Here is a 16,548-nt window from a genome sequence, read left to right on the forward strand (position 1 = left end):
TCTCATGCCAAAGCCTCGAGCGCCGGACGCCGGCGATCACGCCGCCGTTGCAGCCAGCCGATCACGGCCATGGCGACCCGCGACTTGAACTTGTCCCAGCCGGTCGGATTGTGAATGACGTCTGCGCGATAGAACGAGGGACACAGCACGGCCGCGTCCGCGACCTCGCCGCAATTGCCGCATCCGACGCAGGAATTGTCGATGGCCGCAACGGGATCGTCGCGCAAGGGATCGTCGAGCTGCTTGACCGAGAGCGACGGGCAGCCGGAGAGGCGGATGCAGGCGTGGTCGCCGGTGCAGACGTCCTCGTCGACGCCGAAGCGTTCCTTGACGGTGCGAACGCCGTCCTTGATCGCCTTGCTGATCTGCGGCTTCACGCGGCGCTGCTTGTTCAGCATGCATTCGGAGGACGCGACGATGACCTTTGGGCCTTGCTCCTTGGTCGTCAGCGCTTCCTTCAGCGTGTCGCGCATCCGGCCGACATCGTAGGTGCGGTCGATCTGCCGGACCCATTGCCCACCGATGCCCTTTACGGCCTGCACGATCGAGTTGTTGGTGTTGCGCCGCTTGCTCGTCGCGCGCGACGACAGGATGTCCTGACCGCCGGTCGCCGAGGTGTAGTAGTTGTCGACGATGATGAAGACGCCGTCATGCTTGTTGAAGACGGCGTTGCCGATGCCGCTGGTCAGCCCGTTGTGCCAGAAGCCGCCGTCGCCCATCACGGCGATCGAGCGCTTGTCGGCCTTGACGTTGAAGGCCGAGGTCGAGGCCGGGCCAAGGCCAAAACCCATGGTCGTCGCGCCGATGTTGAAGGGCGGCAGGATCGAGAACAGGTGGCAGCCGATGTCGGCGGAGACGTGGTGCTGGCCGAGCTCGCTCTCGACCAGCTTCATGGCGGCGAAGATCGGCCGCTCCGGACAGCCGGTGCAAAGCCCGGGCGGACGCGCCGGCACGACGTGCTTCAGCTTCTCGATCTCAGGGTGATTGAGCACGGGGCTCGCATCCGGCGCCGGCGGGCGATTGCCAAGCAGCCTCGGCTCGGTCTTCTCGATGAATTCGCGGACGCCGCCGAGCAGCACCTGCGCGGTATAGTCGCCGCCCATCGGCAGCACGTCCTTGCCGTGGATGCGCGCCTGGATATCCTTGCGGCGCAGCACCGTGTTGATCGCCTGCTCCAGATATTCCGGCTGGCCTTCCTCGACGATCAGGATGGCGTCCTTGTCGAGGCAGAACTCGGCGACCTCCGTGTCGATCACGGGGTAGGTGACGTTCATGACGTAGAGCGGGACCTGCGTGTTGCCGTAGGCATCCGACAGCCCGAGATATTGCAGCGCGCGGATGACGTTGTTGTACATCCCGCCCTGCATGATGATGCCGACCTTGCCCTGCTTCGGCCCCATCCATTCATTCAGGCTGTGGTCGCGGACGAAGTTGATGGCCGCGGGCATCCGCGTCTTGATCTTCTCCTGCTCATGCTCGTAGGCCGCCGGCGGCAGCACGATGCGGCCGACGTCGCGCTTCGGATTGTTCAGGGCGTCCTTGATGGTGTGAGCCGGCCTGACATTGTCCTTGCAGGCAAAGCTTCCGTGCATGTGACAGGCGCGGACGCGCACCTCCAGCATGACAGGGGTGTTCGAGGCTTCCGAGAGCTCAAAGCCCTTCTCGATCAGGTTGACGATGCATTCATGGTCGGGCCGCGGATCGAGCAGCCAGATCTGCGATTTCATCGCAAAGGCATGGGTACGCTCCTGCATGATCGAGGAGCCTTCGCCGTAATCCTCGCCGACGATGATCATCGTGCCGCCGGTAACGCCGCCGGAGGCGAGATTGGCCAGCGCGTCGGAGGCGACATTGGTGCCGACCGTCGACTTCCACGCGACAGCGCCGCGCAGCGGATACATCACGGAGGCCGACAGCATCGCCGCTGCTGCCGCTTCGTTGGCGGAGCTCTGGAAGACGACGCCGAGGTCGTCGAGCACGTCCTTGGCGTCGGCCAGCACGTCCATCAGGTGCGAGATCGGCGAGCCCTGATAGCCGCCGACATAGGCGACACCGGATTGCAGAAGTGCCTTGGTGATGGCGAGAATGCCTTCGCCGCGGAAGGTGTCGCCGTTGCCGAGCCGGAGATCCTCGACCTCGCGAGCAAAAGACCGTTCAGCCATTGCACCCTCCAGAAATATGCTATAGCATACGTTTACATGTAAAGTAAGTCAACGCTGCGCCCCGATCATGATCCGGCGACAGGGTAGGGCCAATGCTGAAGCTGCCGCGCTTTCGAGCCGCCGCCGTCCAGGCTTCTCCTGTCTATCTCGACGCGAGCGCGACGTCACGAATCGCGAACTCTCCTCACCGTCGTCCTGGCGAAAGCCAGGACCCATTGCCCCGAATGGTCATTGTCGAGCGATCCAGGGCCGCGATCCCTTTCACAACCAAACGCGGTGGTTATGGGTCCTGGCTTTCGCCAGGACGACAGTTGTGGGCGTTGCGACTGGACGTCATGAGATAAGACTTGGAGGACAGGATGGGTGAAAACGTCATCGGCCGGGCCAATGTCGAGGATACCCCGGAGCTCAAGGCCTACTACAAGGACCTCGAGAAGTTCGAAGCGGCCGCGCTGTGGACGGTCGCCAACAAGATCGAGCCGTGGCAGCCGCAGTCGGCGTCCGTCCCGGTGCTCTGGCGCTACAGCGATCTGCGTGAGCACGTGCTGCGCTCGGTGGAACTGGTTTCGCCGGAGAAGGCGGGACGGCGGGTGATCTATCTCAACAATCCCGGTCGCCGCGACGTGTCGGCCGCTGTCGGTTGGCTCTATTCGGGCCTGCAGGTGATGCACCCGGGCGAAGTTGCATCGGCCCATGCGCATTCGGCCTCCGCCCTGCGCTTCATCATGGAAGGGACGGGCGCCTACACCATTGTCGATGGCCACAAGATGACGCTCGGCGCGCGGGATTTCGTGCTGACACCGAACGGCACCTGGCACGAGCATGGCGTCGAGGGCAACGGCTCGGTCTGCATCTGGCAGGATGGGCTCGACATTCCGCTCGTCAATGCGCTGGAGGCGAATTTCTTCGTCGTGCACCCGAAGATCCAGCAGGAGGAGTCGGGCTATCCCGTCGACGACATGACCAAGACCTGGGGCAATCCGGGCCTTCGGCCGGCGGGCTCGCGATGGTCGAATGGTTATTCACCCATGTTCAAATATGAGTGGGAGCCGACTTACGAGTCGTTGCGGAAATATGCCGCCGCGACCGACGGATCGCCCTATGACGGCATCCTGATGAACTACGTCAATCCGATCACCGGCGGACATGTGATGCAGACCATCGGCGCCAGCATGCAGTTGCTGCGGCCGGGCGAGACGACCAGGTCGCACCGGCACACCGGAAGCTTCGTCTATCAGGTCGCCAAGGGACACGGCTATTCCGTGATTGGCGGCAAGCGGTTCGAGTGGCAGGAGCGCGACATTTTCTGTGTTCCCTCCTGGGTCTGGCATGAGCACGGCAACGGCTCCGGGAGCGAGGACGCCTGCCTGTTCTGCTTCAACGACCTGCCCGTCATCGAAGGGCTCGGTCTCTACCGTGAAGAGGCCTATGGCGACAATGCCGGCCATCAGTCGGTCGCGGCCTGATATTTCCCCGCAGCATTCAACCCGAATAATCGGATCAAGCTCTCATGCGTCTTGTCACCTACACCTTGGGCTCCAGCGGTGCGCGACTTGGGGTTGTCGTCAACGGTTTGGTTGTCGATGTCGAGCGCCTCGGTGCGTCCCGCGATCTTGTCTGGCCGGGCGATATGCTCTCGTTGATCGATCATGGCGTTACGCTGCTGCCGGCGCTGAGGGAATGCCTGGACAGCGCCAACGGGGCGCTGCCGGTCGGCGCCGCCGTTCCGCTCGAGGATGTCAAGCTGCAGGCACCGATCCCGCGCCCGCGCAAGAACATCTTCGGCATCGGGCTGAACTATCGCGCGCATGTGGCGGAGTCCGCCAAGAGCCTCGACACCGACAAGGATCTGCCGAAGCAGCCGGTGGTGTTCTCCAAGCCGCCGACCGCCGTGATCGGACCGGGAGCGGCGATCCAGCACAATGCCAGCATCACCCGGCAGCTCGACTGGGAGGTCGAGCTCGCCGTCATCATCGGCAAGACCGCGACCCGCATCCCGGTCGAGAAGGCGATGGATCACGTGTTCGGCTATTCAGTGATGATCGACATTTCCGCGCGGGACAATCGCCGCGCCGGGCAGTGGATCTTCTCCAAGGGCATGGACACCTACGCGCCGTTCGGCCCCTGCATCGTGACCGCGGATGAAATCCCAAATCCGCATGATCTCAGGCTTTGGCTGACCAAGAACGGCGTCATGAAGCAGGACTCCAACACCAAATACATGATCTTCGACATTCCGGCCCTGATCGCCGACATCTCGTCCGGCATGACGCTCGAGCCGGGCGACATCATCGCGACCGGAACGCCGGAAGGCGTCGGCGCCGGCATGAGCCCGCAGGAATGGCTGTGGCCCGGCGACGTGGTCGAGGCCGGCGTCGATGGCGTCGGCGTCATCCGGCACCCCGTTGTTGCGGCCTGATGACGTCGTTCTCGTTCGATCGCGAGCTGAGGTTCGGCGACTGCGATCCCTCGGGGATCGCCTATTTCCCGTCCTACCTGAACATCCTCAACGGCGTGGTCGAGGAGTTCTGGGCTGTGATCGGATTTTCCTGGCCGGAGTTGATCACGGTCCGCAGGATCGGGACCCCGACCGTGCATCTGACCTGCGACTTTTCGCGGCCGTCGAAGTTCGGCGATCGCCTGACGTTTGGCCTCTGCGTCGTCAAGGTCGGCCGCGCCTCGCTCCATCTGGCGCACGTCGTGACGGCCGCAGATGGCGTGCGCTGGCGCGCGCGCCAGATCCTTGCCGCGACGTCGCTGGTCGATCACCACGCGATCCCATGGCCTGACGACGTTCGTGCGGCTCTCATGTCGCATCTGCAAGCCGGCGAGGAGAGGGCTGCATCATGATCTCGCTGTTCATGACGTTCTCCGATCCGAAAGGCGAGCGGCGAATTCACCGGGACGATCTTGCGGCGGCGGCTGCCATGGTGGGGTCTACTCCGGGGATGGCCGAAGGCCTGCTGTTTACGCCGCTGGAGCAATCGGTCGATCATCCCTACACGGCTGACGGGACCGGTCCGGTATTTGCGCTCCAACTGCGCTTTCCGAACCTGTTTGCGTGCGAGGCGGCGATGGATCGCGGCGGCATGCTCGCAGGTCTTGCGGCAGGTCGCGGACTGTCGAGCCTTGCCGGATTGGACGTGACGCATCAGGCGATGGTGACGCGCGTCTTTCCGGTCGATGCCGCCACGCATGCGAACGGTACGGTTACGCCGTGCAGCTACCTCGTGCATTATCCCGGGCCGGCCGACGACATGAATGCCTGGAATTTGCATTACCTGGAGCATCATCCGTCGATCATGCGGACCTTCCCTGACGTCCGCCAGATCGAGATTTATACGCGGATCGATTGGGTCGACCGGCTGCCGTCGCAGCGGGTCGAGTACATGCAGCGCAACAGGCTGATGTTCGACAGCCCGCAAGCCCTTGCGCGCGCGCTGAGCTCCGACGTGATCAAGCGCATGCGCGCGGACTTCGTCCGGTTTCCGCCGTTCGCGGGCGGCAACAAGCATTTTCCGATGCTGACGAGGATCGTCCCGGCAAGGGAGATGAGCGAGATGGGCGAGGGCGGAACGCCGCGATGATGGCATCGTAGCGAGAACACTTGACCCCGATCACCGCTCGGGGGCAGCCCACCTCTGGACACTGACATCCGCCAGCGCCTCGAATATGGCCGGCGTGCGTTCCAGGCGGGCGATGGTTCGCGCGCCTTCGAGGGCGGCTACCAATGCGGCTGCGGTAGAGGATGCGCGCGCGGGAGCGAAACCGCACCCCCTGAAATGCTCCGTAACAATCTCGGTCGAATCAACAAATCCGCGCGCTACCCGTTTGGTCAGCTCAGCGTCGAGCGCGGGCAGCTCATTCGCCAGATTTTGCATCAGACATCCGTACTGGAAATCTGAGGCGACCATTTCGGCCGCGAATGTGCTGAAAATCTGATGCACGAAATTCAGGGCATCGCCCGTCGTATTCGCCGAGATATTCCGCAATACCGCAATTCTACCCGCAACGTAATGATCGATTGCTTCTTCTGCGAGCTGTGCCTTGCCGCGCGGAAAGTGAAAGTAGAACGATCCTTTGGGCGCACCGCTTTCTGCAATGATCTGGGTCAATCCAGTCGCCGTGTAGCCTTGGATGCGAAACAGTCGTTCGGCGGTGGCAATCGCGCGAGCGCGAGCGTCAGTCTTACGTGGCATGCCGCGAACGTAACACCTTTCGCTTGACGTTACTATGGCGATTGCCATACTATGATGATCACCATAGTGGGAAATCCGACGATGCCCCTCGGCGAAGCGCCTGCACGCGGACGGTGCGTTCGGTCATGAGTCATCCAGTTGGTTTCAAGTCATCGGCGTCCCGACGAGCCATCCTGGCGATGGGCGCGGCCGGCCTGGTTGCGGCTTCGCTTCGACCGGCCCGTGCAAACCCCACAGGAGGAACTGATTTGACCACATCAGCATATGGCGCGGGAACGCTTTCCAAGGGGGTCCGCTCGCGCATGATCCATGGGGTCAACGGCCTCGATGTCCATATTCTCGAGGCCGGTTACGAAAGCCCCGGCCGGCCGCTCGCGCTGCTTCTGCACGGCTTTCCGGATTTGGCTTACGGCTGGCGACACCTGCTCCCGCTACTTGCCGACGCCGGGTACCATGTGGTGGCGCCCGACCAGCGGGGCTTTGGCCGCACCACCGGTTGGGTGAACAGCTATGACGCCCAGCTAGAACCGTTCAGCCTCTTGAACATGACGCGTGACGCCCTCGGATTGGTTTCGGCGTTGGGGTATCGGCGCACGGCAATGCTCGTCGGGCACGACTTCGGCTCGCCCGTGGCGGCCTATTGTACGCTGGCGCGACCTGACGTCTTTCCCTCGGTGGTGCTGATGAGCGCACCGTTCCCCGGTCCGCCGGCGTTTCCTTTCAACACTGCGGAAAGCGAGGCATCGTCGGTCCAACCGAACACTGAAAGCCAGAAGCTGGCGGCCGCGCTGGCGGCGCTCGATCCGCCGAGACAGCATTACCAGCAATACCTGAGCACGCGGCAGGCGAACGATGACCTGTGGCATCCCCCTCAAGGCTTACACGCGTTTCTTCGTGCATTTTTCCACGTCAAGAGCGCTGACTGGCCGGGAAATAAGCCGCATCCGTTGAAGGCGCGAACCGCCGCAGACCTTGCACAGATGCCCACCTATTACGTGATGGATCTCGGCAAGACGATGTCCCAGACCGTCGCTCCATTCCAACCTTCCGCCGCCGAGGTCTCGGCCTGCAAATGGCTCACCGAGCCGGAACTTGGCGTGTACACGGCGGAGTACGGCCGCACCGGGTTTCAAGGCGCTCTCATGGCTTATCGCGTCTTTTCCGATCCTGGCCTGAACGCTGAGTTGCGCCTGTTCTCGGGCAAGACGATCGATGTCCCGTCGCTCTTCATCGGCGGGACGAGCGATTGGGGCACCTATGCGGCGTCGGGCGCGCTCGAGCTTATGAAGACGAAGGCGGCGACGCGGATGGGCGGCATCGAGCTGATCGACGGCGCCGGTCACTGGATCCAACAGGAGCAGCCGGTTCGGCTCAGCACGCTCCTGCTCGCCTTCATCAAGGAGGTGGGTGCGCGTAGCGCCGAGCCGACAAGTCATTGATGTTGCTGTGGCCGGCTACTGTGCATGGGGTTGTTTTCGATGTTTTTGGTGTGCGGCTCGCCGGAGCCGACCCAAACCGGTCTCAGTGTCCACCGAGATAGGCCGTGATCAGCCTGGGATCGTGGATCAGATCCTTGGCAGGGCCGGACTGCACGATCTCGCCGGTCTCCAGCACGTAGCCATAGTCGGCGGTCTCGAGCGCGGCGCGGGCGTTCTGCTCGACCAGCAGGATGGACACTCCCAAATCGCGCAAGGACGCGATGGTGCGAAAGATCTCGCGCACGATCAGCGGCGCAAGGCCGAGACTGGGCTCGTCGAGCATCAGCAGCGCGGGCTTTGCCATCAGCGCGCGCCCCAGCGCGAGCATCTGGCGTTCGCCGCCGGACAGCGTGCCTGCGGCCTGGCGTTGCCGCTCCTTCAGCCGCGGAAAACGATCATAAACCTCATCCAGCGTCTTTCGGACACCGGAGCGGTCGCGGAGGCTGTAGGAGCCGAGCAGAAGGTTGTCGGCGACCGACATGTCCGAGAACAGCTCGCGCTTCTCCGGGACGAGGCAGAGCCTGCGCTCGACGCGATCCTCGACGGACATCTTGCCGAGATCGTTGCCGCGGAATGCCATGCGGCCACGCGATCCGAGCAGCCCGATGGCGGCCATCAGCAGCGTGGTCTTGCCGGCGCCGTTCGGGCCGATCACGGTGACGATCTGGCCTTCGTCGACCGACAGAGAGACGTTACGCACGGCCTCGACGTTGTCGTAGCAGACGGTGACGTCGGTCATGGAAAACATCTCGCTCACGCGACGCCCCCGAGATAGGCCTCTTGAACCCGCTCATCGTTGCGGATCGCGCTTGGGACGCCCTCGCAAAGCTTGGAGCCGAAATCGAGCACCACGATGCGGTCGACCAGCGACATCACGAACTCCATGTCGTGCTCGACGATCAGGATGGTCAGGTGATCCGCCCGCAGCGAGCGAAGCAGCTCGGCCAGCCTGAGCTTTTCCTGGCGGCGCAGGCCCGCCGCCGGCTCGTCCAGCACCAGCAGGGCGGGATCCGCGGCGAGCGCGCGTGCGATCTCCAGGATGCGCTGGTTGCCGAGGGGAAGATTGCCGGCGAGCTCGAACGGCTTGTCGCCGAGCCCGACGCGCTCGAGCTGCATCAGCGCCTCGTGCCGGGCGCTGGCTTCCTCGCGCTGATTGAGACGAAAGGCGCCGGCCAACAGGCCGGTGCGGGTTCGGCTGTAGGTGCCGAGCATGACGTTCTCCAGCAGGTTCATGCGCGGCCGCAGCTTCACATGCTGGAAGGTCCTGGCGACGCCGGCCTTGGCGATGCGGGATTGCGGGTCGCGCGTGATCAGGCGCCCCGCAAAGACGATTTCACCCTTGTTGACCCGCAGCGCGCCGGTCAGGCAGTTGAACATCGTGCTCTTGCCGGCGCCGTTCGGGCCGATGACGGCAACAATCTCGCCGGATCTCACCTCGAAGCTGACATTGTTGACCGCGACGAGGCCGCCGAACCGGCGCTCGGCGCCATCAACCTTCAGGAGAAGCTCGCCCGGTGCCGGCTGCGGCCGGCGCGGCAGCGGCGGCGCCGGCTGCGGCCGCTCGCGCCTGGTCTTCGGCAGATAGCGTGCGATGGAGGGGACGATGCCCTGCCGCGCCCATTGCAGGAACAGGATGAACAGCGCGGAGAAGGCGACGATCTCGAGTTGCCCGGATGCGCCCTTGGCGATCAGCGGCAAATAGTCCTGCACGCTGTTCTTGAGCAGGGTCACGATGGCGGCGCCGACGACACCGCCGAGCAGGCTGCCGGCGCCGCCGACCATCGTCATCATCAGATATTCGATGCCCATGCTGGCATCGAACGGACCCGGGCTGATGAAGCGGCTCATATGCGCGTAGAGCCATCCGGAGAGCGAGGCCAGGAATGCCGCGATCACGAAGGTCACGAGCTTGATCCGGAAGGCGTTGATGCCGAGGCTCTCGACCAGCGTATTGCCGCCGCGCAGGGCCCGCATGGCGCGGCCGAGCCGCGAGTCCAGGAGATTGTAGCCGAGGAAGAGCACCAGGGCGACGATGCCCCAGATCAGATAATAGATCTGTGCGCTGGAGACGAGCGCGAACGAGCCAACAGTGATCGGCGGGATCGACGAGATGCCGTTGAAGCGGCCGAGCCCCTCGACATTGCCGAACAGGAAGCCGATCGCAAGGCCCCATGCGACGGTCGAGAGCGAGAGGAAATGGCCCTGGAGGCGCAAGGTGACGACGCCGAGGATGGCTGCGACGCCGCAGGTCAGCGCCACCCCGAACAGCAGGCCGAGCCAGGGCGATTGCCCGTTCAGGGCGGAGACCCAGGCCGTCGCATAGGCCGCGATGCCGACGAACGCAGCCTGTCCGAACGACACGATGCCGCCGACACCGGTGAGGAGCGCAAGGCCGATGGCGACCAGCGAATAGATGCCGATATAGTTCATCAGCGTGACGCTGAACGGGCTCAGGACAAGGGGCGCGAGGGCGAGGCACGCCAGTGCTGCTACTGCTGCGAGCTGAACATGAAGCCGCGTCATTCCTCGATCTCCTCCTCGGAATGCAGCGAGGCGAGGGATCGCCAGATCAGAACCGGGATCAGCAGCGAGAACACGATCACGTCCTTCAAGGCACTGCTCTGGAAGGACGCGAAGCTTTCGAGGATGCCGACGCCGACCGCGCCGATCGCGGCGCCGGGATAGCTGGTCATGCCGCCGACGATGGCGCCGACGAACGCCTTGAGTCCGATCAGGAAGCCGGAATCGTAGAACACCGTATTCACCGGCGCGATCAGGATGCCGGATACGCCGGCCATCAGCGAGCCCAGCAGGTAGGCGATGGTGCCGGCCCGCGCCGGCCGGATCCCCATCAGCCGCGAGCCGGTCCGGTTCACTGCCGTGGCGCGGAGCGATTTGCCGACCAGCGTGAAGTCGAAGAACAGATAAAGAAGTCCGCTGAAGACGAGTGCGGCGATCACGATCAACATGGTCTGGCCCGAGATCAGGACGCCGGCGAACTCCGTTGAGAACGACGTCAGCGGCTCGGTCCGGACTCCCTCGGGGCCGAAGAACAGCAAGCCAAGACCGACCAGCGCGAAATGCAGCGCCACCGAGACCGTCAGCAGCAGCAGCACCGTGCCGTCGGCGATCGGGCGGAAGACGATCCGGTCAAGCAGAGGGGCGATCGGCGTGATCAGCATCAGCGCGAGCACGAGCCGGACCGCGAGCGGCGGGTCCATGCGCATGGTGAGCCAGGCGATGCCGACCACTGCCAACGGAAGGGCGAGATAGAACAGAAGCGCGCGTGGCAGGAGTCGTGTGTCGCCGTTGCGAATGAGCGAAATGATCTCGATCAGGGTCGCAAGGCACGCCAGCACCACGACCAGCGCGCCAGTTCCGGGAAAGCGCTTGGCATCGAGCGCTGCAAGCGTCAGCGCGGTGAAGGCGGCGATGTCGCCAAAGGGAATGAAGATGACCCGTGTCACCGTGAAGATGAGCACGGTCCCGATTGCCACCAGCGCGTAAACCGCGCCGGTGGCGATCCCGTCGATCGCAAGGATGGCCGCGATATCGCTCGTCATTGAGACGCCGTTTCCCCGTTCTGACCGCCGGCCATCCTCCGCTTATGGTGCGTACTTCCAGACGCCGCTGGTCAGGCGGACCACCACCAGCGAGCGCTCGTCGACGCCGGTCACCGCACCGGGCTTGAAGTTGTAGACGGCATGCACGCCGGGCAGTTCCTTGGTGCTGAGGATGGCGTCTCGCAGCGCCGTACGAAATTCCGTCGTGCCGGGCTTCGCGGTCTTCAGCGCCCGCTCGGCGGCGTTGGCAAAGATCAGCCAGGCATCGAAGGAGTAGGCGGAGAACCCGTCGGTGGTCGGAATTTTGTGGGTCTTCTGGTAGACCGCGCGGAAATCGAGCGCGATCTTCTTGGCAAAATGCTCGTCCGGAAGCTGTTCGGCCACGATCACGGGGCCGGCGGAGACCTGAATGCCCTCGGCGGCCTTGCCACCGACCGTGACGAAGTCCGGATTGACCAGCGCCACGGTGCCGTAGGTATTGCCCTTGAAGCCGCGTTCGGAGAGCGTGATGAGAGGCAACGCGCCTTGCGTGCCGGAGCCGCCGATCAGCACCGCGTCGGGACGTGCGGCCATGACCTTGAGGATCTGCGCGGTCACCGAGGTATCGGTGCGGGCATAGCGCTCGTTGGTCTGGACCTTGATGTCGTCGACGGGCTCGGCGGCCTTGGCTCCGTTGTAGACGAGGTCGCCCCATGCATCGGAGAAGCCGATATAGCCGATGTTCTTCATGCCATCGCGCTTCATCCTATCTGCGACGATCTTGACGAGCAGCGAAGCCGGCTGCGGCACCGCGACGACCCACTGCTCCGGCGATTCCGGAAGCTTGCCGATGGGCGAGATCGAGATCATCGGCACCTTCAATTCGCTGGCGACGGCCGCCATGGCGATGGTCGAGGGGGTCGTCGCGGTGCCGATCAGGAGGTCGACCTTCTCTTCCTCGACGAGCTTGCGCGCGTTGCGCGTCGCGGCCGACGGATCGGAACCGTCGTCGAGCTGGATCAGGCGGATGGTCTCGCCGTTGATCGTCTTCTTGTATTCGTAGGCGGCATTGATGCCGCGCCCATAGGGGATGCCGATCGACGCGCCGTTGCCGCTCAGCGAGGTGACAAAGCCGATCGTGATGTCGGCTTGCGCAGCCGGTGCCGCGAAGACGCCGGCGACAAGTGCGAGTAAGCCCAGGGTCTTCTGCCGCATTTGCGTTGTCCTCCGTTGATGCTGGGTACGATTGTCTTGCAGCCGAGCAGGAGCCCGCGCTGTGCACGAACCGATTGAAGGCATTGTTGCAGCGCCAGGCGCGGGGCGCGGCGAGAGGGAAGTTCGCTTGACCGGGGCGTCAGCGGCCATGGCGCGGTGTGCCGCAACCGGCGGGCATCTGTCGAAACGAAAGAAGGCGAATGCCGCAGCAGCGATGCGCGACCGGCGATGTTGCTGCCGGCCATTCAGGCCCGACGATCGTCCACGCGATTGAGTTTCTCAAAATCGGTGCCCTGCAACATCATCGTCATGGCCACCGGCATTGGCCGGTGGTCGATTACTTAAAGCCTAAAGTATTATCCGTGGCGCCGTCAACACGTGTCGCGGGGCTGCCAGAAAAAAATGTTGCTGCATACAATTCCGTCAGGACGCGCCATTTTCTTCATCTCTTTGTCCCGAAAAATGGGCCTTCTCGTCGCCATAGCGAGGGCCCCTTGGCGGGCTCCACCGCGCGCATTTGACGCGTCAATTAGTTTATGGTTGAAATATCTTCGTCGGCAGGCCGACGGCCGATGCTCCCGTCACCGTTTGAGGAGAAGGGCGATGCGCATCTTCTGGCAGAGTTTCGTCGATGCGAGCGTGAACGCGCCCTATATGGCGCGGCTGTCGGAGTACCTCAACACGATCGCTGCGCCCGGCACGACGGTTCACGTCGAGGGTATTTCGCCGCCGGATCGGGAGTTCGGCCGGCTTGCCGAACTGCGCTGCGCGGTCCAGGCGATCGACAACGGCATCGCGGCCGAGGAGGGCGGGTTCGACGCCTTCGTGATGGGCCATTTCCAGGACCCGGGACTTTATGAACTCCGCGCGACGCTCGACATTCCCGTGATCGGGACCGGCGAGGCGACGGTGCTCGCGGCCTCGCAACTCGGCCGGCGCCTCGGTCTCGTGACGCTCGATCCCGTCTTCGAGGTCTGGCACTACGAGCAGGCTGAACGCTACGGCCTCGCTGATCGCGTCGTCCACGTGACCGGCCTCGGCTGCAAGCCGGAGGATTTCGCACGTGCGTTCGCGGGCGATCAGGCGGCCCACGCCCGGATGATCGAGGATTTTCTGGCCTGCGCGCTGCCGCTGGTCGAGCGCGGAGCCGACGTGGTGATCCCCGCCGGCGTGCTGCCGGGCCTCTTGATCGGGCGTGAGCACGGCCTGAAGGTCGGGCACGCGCCGGTCGTGAACTGCGCCGCGGTGGCGTTGAAGAGCGCCGAGATGTGGGTGCAGCTCAGGCAGCTCAACGGCACCGAGCCGAGCCGCGGGCCAAGCTTCAGGCGTGCCAGTGCACTGGCACGTGACGATTTCCGGGCGATGCTCGCGCGCAACAAGCGTTAGCACCCGAACAGCCGACCAGCTCTGGAGAGCCAGGCGTGACGCTACCCGAGAAGGTGACCCTGTTCGAATACGACTCGTGGCAGTATCGATGTATGGCTGGAAATGATCCGAGGCGGGCAGGCAAGGCAGGCGGCTGGTGAAAAATTCGCTGCGCACACCGTATGACGGCATCGTGATGGCGGCTCCCATCACGATCCCCTATGCGCGCTATTCCATCGAGAGCGCGCAATGGTGGATCGGCCGCGCGCTGAGCGCGTTGGTCGCGCGGGCCGGCATCAAGGCCTCCGACATCGACGGCCTGTGCGTCTCCAGCTTCACCATGGGGACCGACAGCGGGATCGGATTGACGCAGCATTTCGGGCTGTGCGTCAGATGGCTGGACACGATCCCGCTCGGCGGCGCCAGCGCCATCGCGGCATTGCGCAAGGCGGCGCGCGCGGTGCAGGCACACGATGCCGACATCGTGGCTTGCGTCGCCGGCGATACCAACCACGTCGATTCCTTCCGCCTGACGCTCGAGAATTTCTCGCGCTTCAATCAGGACGCGGTCTACCCTTACGGCGCAGGCGGCGCCAATGCGAGCTTCGCGCTGATCGCGCGCAACTATATGCGGACGTATGGCGTCACGCGCGAGGACGTGGGCAGGATCGCGGTCGCCCAGCGTGCCAACGCGCTGCGCAACCCGCATGCGCTGATGAAGACGCCGCTGACGATCGAGCAGTATCTGGCGGCCCGTCCCATTTCCGACCCCATTCATCTGTTCGATTGCGTCATGCCGTGCGCCGGTGCCGAGGCTTTCCTTGTGATGCGGGACGAGACCGCGGCATCGCTTGGCTTGCCGGCGGCACGATTGCTGTCGACGATCGAGCGGCACAACGCCTTCGCCGACGATCCGATGCAGCTGCGCGGCGGCTGGGCGATGGATGTCGGCGAACTCTACGCGATGGCCGGCGTGAAGCCTGACGATCTCGATGTCGTCCAGACCTATGATGACTATCCGGTCATCACGATGATGCAGTTCGAGGATCTCGGCTTCTGCAACAAGGGCGAGGGCGCGGCCTTCGTTCGTCAGCACGATCTGACGGTTGACGGCGACTTCCCGCACAACACCTCGGGCGGCCAGCTCTCGGCAGGGCAGGCCGGCGCCGCCGGCGCCTATCTCGGGCTTGTCGAAGGATTGCGGCAGGTTCTCGGAGAAGCCGGTCCCACGCAGGTGAGGGATGCAAAGCTCGGTTTGGCCTCGGGTTTCGGCATGATCAACTACGACCGCGGCCTGGCCTCGGGCGCCGCGATCTTTGCAGGGCCCGCGCGATGATCGATCCGATTGAGCCACCCCGGCGCAAGAACCCGCTGCTGCGGACGCGGCTTCCGACGTCGCCGCCGCGAGCGCGCAGCAGGACATCACACGGGTTCACGCGCGCCGCCGCCGAAGGCCGCTTCATGCTGCAGCGCTGCGAGGCCTGCGGCGCCTTTGCCTATCCGGCACGCGAGGCGTGCCCTGCCTGCCTGTCGGCGGGTCTCGGGTTCGTCGATGCGCCGCGCCGCGGCGCGCTGCTGACCGAAACGACGGCAGGGGTGCCGAGCGACGTTTATTTCCGCGAGCGGGCGCCGTGGCGCATCGGTCTCGTCAAGATGGACTGCGGTCCGACGATGGTGGCGCATCTGCACGCGGACTGCGTCGAGGGCGCACCCGTTCTCATGTCGTTTCAGCTCGACAAAAGCGGTCAGGCGGTGGCCTTTGCCCGACCCGAGGGGGAGACGCCCAACATGGCAGACGACAGGCAGTGGCGGGAAATGACGGCTGATCCGAAATTCCGGCGAGTGCTCGTGACCAACGGCCGCAGCCTGATCGGCCAGGAGGCCGTTGCGGCGCTGAAGGCCGCCGGCGCGAAGACGGTGTTCGTCGGCGTTGCCGAACCGTGGCGGCCGTTTGCCGGCGAGCAGCTGTTGCGCGGACAGCAAGGGATCGAGGTCGTCACACTCGACACGGCCGACGAAAAGTCGGCGACGGATCTTGCGGCCGACATCGGCGGCAAGGTCGATATCCTCGTCAACACGACGGAATATGTGCGGCCTGGCGGCCTCCTCGACCGCAGGGGCACGAGCATCGCGCGGGACGAGATCGACCAGGCCTATCTCGGCTTCATCAACCTCGCGCAGGCCTTCGGTCCGGCGATGCGGATGCGGGGGGCGGATGGCGTCAACAACAGTGCCGCCTGGGTCAACATCTTGTCGGTCTATGCGCTGGCGAACTGGCCCGCTTTCGGCGCCTACTCGGCATCGCAGGCCGCATGCCTGTCGCTGTCGCATTGTCTTCGCGCGGAACTCAGGCCCGGCGGCGTCAAGGTGCTGAACCTGTTCACGGGGCCGGTCGACACCGAGTGGTTCCAGACCGTGCCGCCGCCGAAGGTCGCGCCGCGCGCCGTTGCTCACGCGATCGTGTCCGGCCTCAGGGGTGGACTCGAGGAGATCTATGTCGGGGACGTCGCCGAGGAAATCAGGCAGCGCCTTGCCGCCAATCCGAAAGCGCTCGAGCGCGAGCTCGACAGGTAGGATCAGGGTTTCA

General features: G+C 64.3%; 16 protein-coding genes. 9 read left to right on the plus strand and 7 right to left on the minus strand.

The features are described from left to right. Positions 1-2: 2 nt before the first annotated feature. Positions 3-2,162, minus strand: coding sequence for a thiamine pyrophosphate-dependent enzyme (locus tag AC066Y_RS27500; protein ID WP_478276604.1), 2,160 nt, complete (start codon positions 2,160-2,162; stop codon positions 3-5). A 359-nt stretch (positions 2,163-2,521) separates the two neighbouring features. Between AC066Y_RS27500 and AC066Y_RS27505 the strand changes: the two genes are divergently transcribed. Next, the gene (locus tag AC066Y_RS27505; RefSeq protein WP_478276605.1) at positions 2,522-3,628 is read left to right on the plus strand and encodes a cupin domain-containing protein; all 1,107 of its coding nucleotides are present in this window, start codon (positions 2,522-2,524) and stop codon (positions 3,626-3,628) included. Here AC066Y_RS27505 and AC066Y_RS27510 read toward each other — a convergent pair. Continuing rightward, positions 3,610-3,813, minus strand: coding sequence for a hypothetical protein (locus tag AC066Y_RS27510; protein ID WP_478276606.1), 204 nt, complete (start codon positions 3,811-3,813; stop codon positions 3,610-3,612). The two genes, AC066Y_RS27505 and AC066Y_RS27510, sit on opposite strands and share 19 nt — an antisense overlap. On the opposite strand from AC066Y_RS27510, the gene AC066Y_RS27515 reads away from it, so the two are divergent. Genes AC066Y_RS27515 through AC066Y_RS27525 form a run of 3 tightly spaced genes read left to right on the plus strand, consistent with a single transcriptional unit; the run spans position 3,802 to position 5,749 of the window. Continuing rightward, positions 3,802-4,581, plus strand: a complete 780-nt coding sequence (locus AC066Y_RS27515; RefSeq protein ID WP_478276607.1) for a fumarylacetoacetate hydrolase family protein — start codon at positions 3,802-3,804, stop codon at positions 4,579-4,581. The genes AC066Y_RS27510 and AC066Y_RS27515 overlap by 12 nt on opposite strands. Next, positions 4,581-5,012: an acyl-CoA thioesterase gene (locus AC066Y_RS27520; RefSeq protein ID WP_478276608.1), complete on the plus strand. Its 432-nt coding sequence runs from the start codon at positions 4,581-4,583 to the stop codon at positions 5,010-5,012. Before AC066Y_RS27515 ends, AC066Y_RS27520 begins: the two co-directional genes overlap by 1 nt. Next, complete coding sequence (locus AC066Y_RS27525) at positions 5,009-5,749, plus strand: hypothetical protein (RefSeq protein ID WP_478276609.1); 741 nt, start codon at positions 5,009-5,011, stop codon at positions 5,747-5,749. The genes AC066Y_RS27520 and AC066Y_RS27525 overlap by 4 nt, the downstream gene beginning before the upstream one ends. 30 nt (positions 5,750-5,779) lie before the next feature. On the opposite strand, the gene AC066Y_RS27530 is transcribed toward AC066Y_RS27525, so the two are convergent. After that, positions 5,780-6,361 carry a TetR/AcrR family transcriptional regulator gene (locus tag AC066Y_RS27530; RefSeq protein WP_478276610.1) on the minus strand — a complete coding sequence of 194 codons (582 nt, stop codon included), beginning with the start codon at positions 6,359-6,361 and terminating at the stop codon, positions 5,780-5,782. A gap of 248 nt (positions 6,362-6,609) precedes the next feature. Between AC066Y_RS27530 and AC066Y_RS27535 the strand changes: the two genes are divergently transcribed. Next, a complete protein-coding gene (locus AC066Y_RS27535; protein WP_478276611.1) occupies positions 6,610-7,800 on the plus strand; it encodes an alpha/beta fold hydrolase in 1,191 nt (396 codons plus the stop codon). 82 nt (positions 7,801-7,882) lie between these two features. Here the strand turns inward: AC066Y_RS27535 and AC066Y_RS27540 are convergent, their stop codons facing one another. The 4 genes from AC066Y_RS27540 to AC066Y_RS27555 are packed head-to-tail and all read right to left on the minus strand — an operon-like array spanning position 7,883 to position 12,596. Then, positions 7,883-8,596 carry an ABC transporter ATP-binding protein gene (locus AC066Y_RS27540; protein ID WP_478276612.1) on the minus strand — a complete coding sequence of 238 codons (714 nt, stop codon included), beginning with the start codon at positions 8,594-8,596 and terminating at the stop codon, positions 7,883-7,885. Continuing rightward, positions 8,593-10,362: a branched-chain amino acid ABC transporter ATP-binding protein/permease gene (locus AC066Y_RS27545; protein WP_478276613.1), complete on the minus strand. Its 1,770-nt coding sequence runs from the start codon at positions 10,360-10,362 to the stop codon at positions 8,593-8,595. Before AC066Y_RS27545 ends, AC066Y_RS27540 begins: the two co-directional genes overlap by 4 nt. Further along, positions 10,359-11,402 carry a branched-chain amino acid ABC transporter permease gene (locus AC066Y_RS27550; protein WP_478276614.1) on the minus strand — a complete coding sequence of 348 codons (1,044 nt, stop codon included), beginning with the start codon at positions 11,400-11,402 and terminating at the stop codon, positions 10,359-10,361. Before AC066Y_RS27550 ends, AC066Y_RS27545 begins: the two co-directional genes overlap by 4 nt. A gap of 42 nt (positions 11,403-11,444) precedes the next feature. Next, a complete protein-coding gene (locus AC066Y_RS27555) occupies positions 11,445-12,596 on the minus strand; it encodes an ABC transporter substrate-binding protein (RefSeq protein WP_478276615.1) in 1,152 nt (383 codons plus the stop codon). A gap of 200 nt (positions 12,597-12,796) precedes the next feature. Here AC066Y_RS27555 and AC066Y_RS27560 point away from each other — a divergent pair, with 200 nt between their 5' ends. The 4 genes from AC066Y_RS27560 to AC066Y_RS27575 all read left to right on the plus strand — a co-directional run bounded on the left by AC066Y_RS27560 (position 12,797) and on the right by AC066Y_RS27575 (position 16,535). Beyond that, entirely contained in the window at positions 12,797-13,117 is a 321-nt protein-coding gene (locus AC066Y_RS27560) for a hypothetical protein (protein WP_478276616.1), read from the plus strand. Positions 13,118-13,199: 82 nt separating this feature from the next. Further along, entirely contained in the window at positions 13,200-13,982 is a 783-nt protein-coding gene (locus tag AC066Y_RS27565) for an aspartate/glutamate racemase family protein (RefSeq protein WP_478276617.1), read from the plus strand. A gap of 136 nt (positions 13,983-14,118) precedes the next feature. Then, positions 14,119-15,297: a thiolase family protein gene (locus tag AC066Y_RS27570; RefSeq protein WP_478276618.1), complete on the plus strand. Its 1,179-nt coding sequence runs from the start codon at positions 14,119-14,121 to the stop codon at positions 15,295-15,297. Further along, positions 15,294-16,535, plus strand: a complete 1,242-nt coding sequence (locus AC066Y_RS27575; RefSeq protein ID WP_478276619.1) for an SDR family NAD(P)-dependent oxidoreductase — start codon at positions 15,294-15,296, stop codon at positions 16,533-16,535. Before AC066Y_RS27570 ends, AC066Y_RS27575 begins: the two co-directional genes overlap by 4 nt. Positions 16,536-16,548 lie beyond the last annotated feature (13 nt).

It is taken from the genome of Bradyrhizobium sp. USDA3010, assembly GCF_056429065.1.

Bases quoted from the DNA above. Each gene is read 5' to 3' on its own strand.
- AC066Y_RS27500 (WP_478276604.1), bottom strand. From the start codon at position 2,162: ATGGCTGAACGGTCTTTTGCTCGCGAGGTCGAGGATCTCCGGCTCGGC.
- AC066Y_RS27505 (WP_478276605.1), top strand. From the start codon at position 2,522: ATGGGTGAAAACGTCATCGGCCGGGCCAATGTCGAGGATACCCCGGAG.
- AC066Y_RS27510 (WP_478276606.1), bottom strand. From the start codon at position 3,813: ATGATCGATCAACGAGAGCATATCGCCCGGCCAGACAAGATCGCGGGA.
- AC066Y_RS27520 (WP_478276608.1), top strand. From the start codon at position 4,581: ATGACGTCGTTCTCGTTCGATCGCGAGCTGAGGTTCGGCGACTGCGAT.
- AC066Y_RS27525 (WP_478276609.1), top strand. From the start codon at position 5,009: ATGATCTCGCTGTTCATGACGTTCTCCGATCCGAAAGGCGAGCGGCGA.
- AC066Y_RS27530 (WP_478276610.1), bottom strand. From the start codon at position 6,361: ATGCCACGTAAGACTGACGCTCGCGCTCGCGCGATTGCCACCGCCGAA.
- AC066Y_RS27545 (WP_478276613.1), bottom strand. From the start codon at position 10,362: ATGACGCGGCTTCATGTTCAGCTCGCAGCAGTAGCAGCACTGGCGTGC.
- AC066Y_RS27550 (WP_478276614.1), bottom strand. From the start codon at position 11,402: ATGACGAGCGATATCGCGGCCATCCTTGCGATCGACGGGATCGCCACC.
- AC066Y_RS27555 (WP_478276615.1), bottom strand. From the start codon at position 12,596: ATGCGGCAGAAGACCCTGGGCTTACTCGCACTTGTCGCCGGCGTCTTC.
- AC066Y_RS27560 (WP_478276616.1), top strand. From the start codon at position 12,797: ATGCCGCAGCAGCGATGCGCGACCGGCGATGTTGCTGCCGGCCATTCA.
- AC066Y_RS27565 (WP_478276617.1), top strand. From the start codon at position 13,200: ATGCGCATCTTCTGGCAGAGTTTCGTCGATGCGAGCGTGAACGCGCCC.
- AC066Y_RS27575 (WP_478276619.1), top strand. From the start codon at position 15,294: ATGATCGATCCGATTGAGCCACCCCGGCGCAAGAACCCGCTGCTGCGG.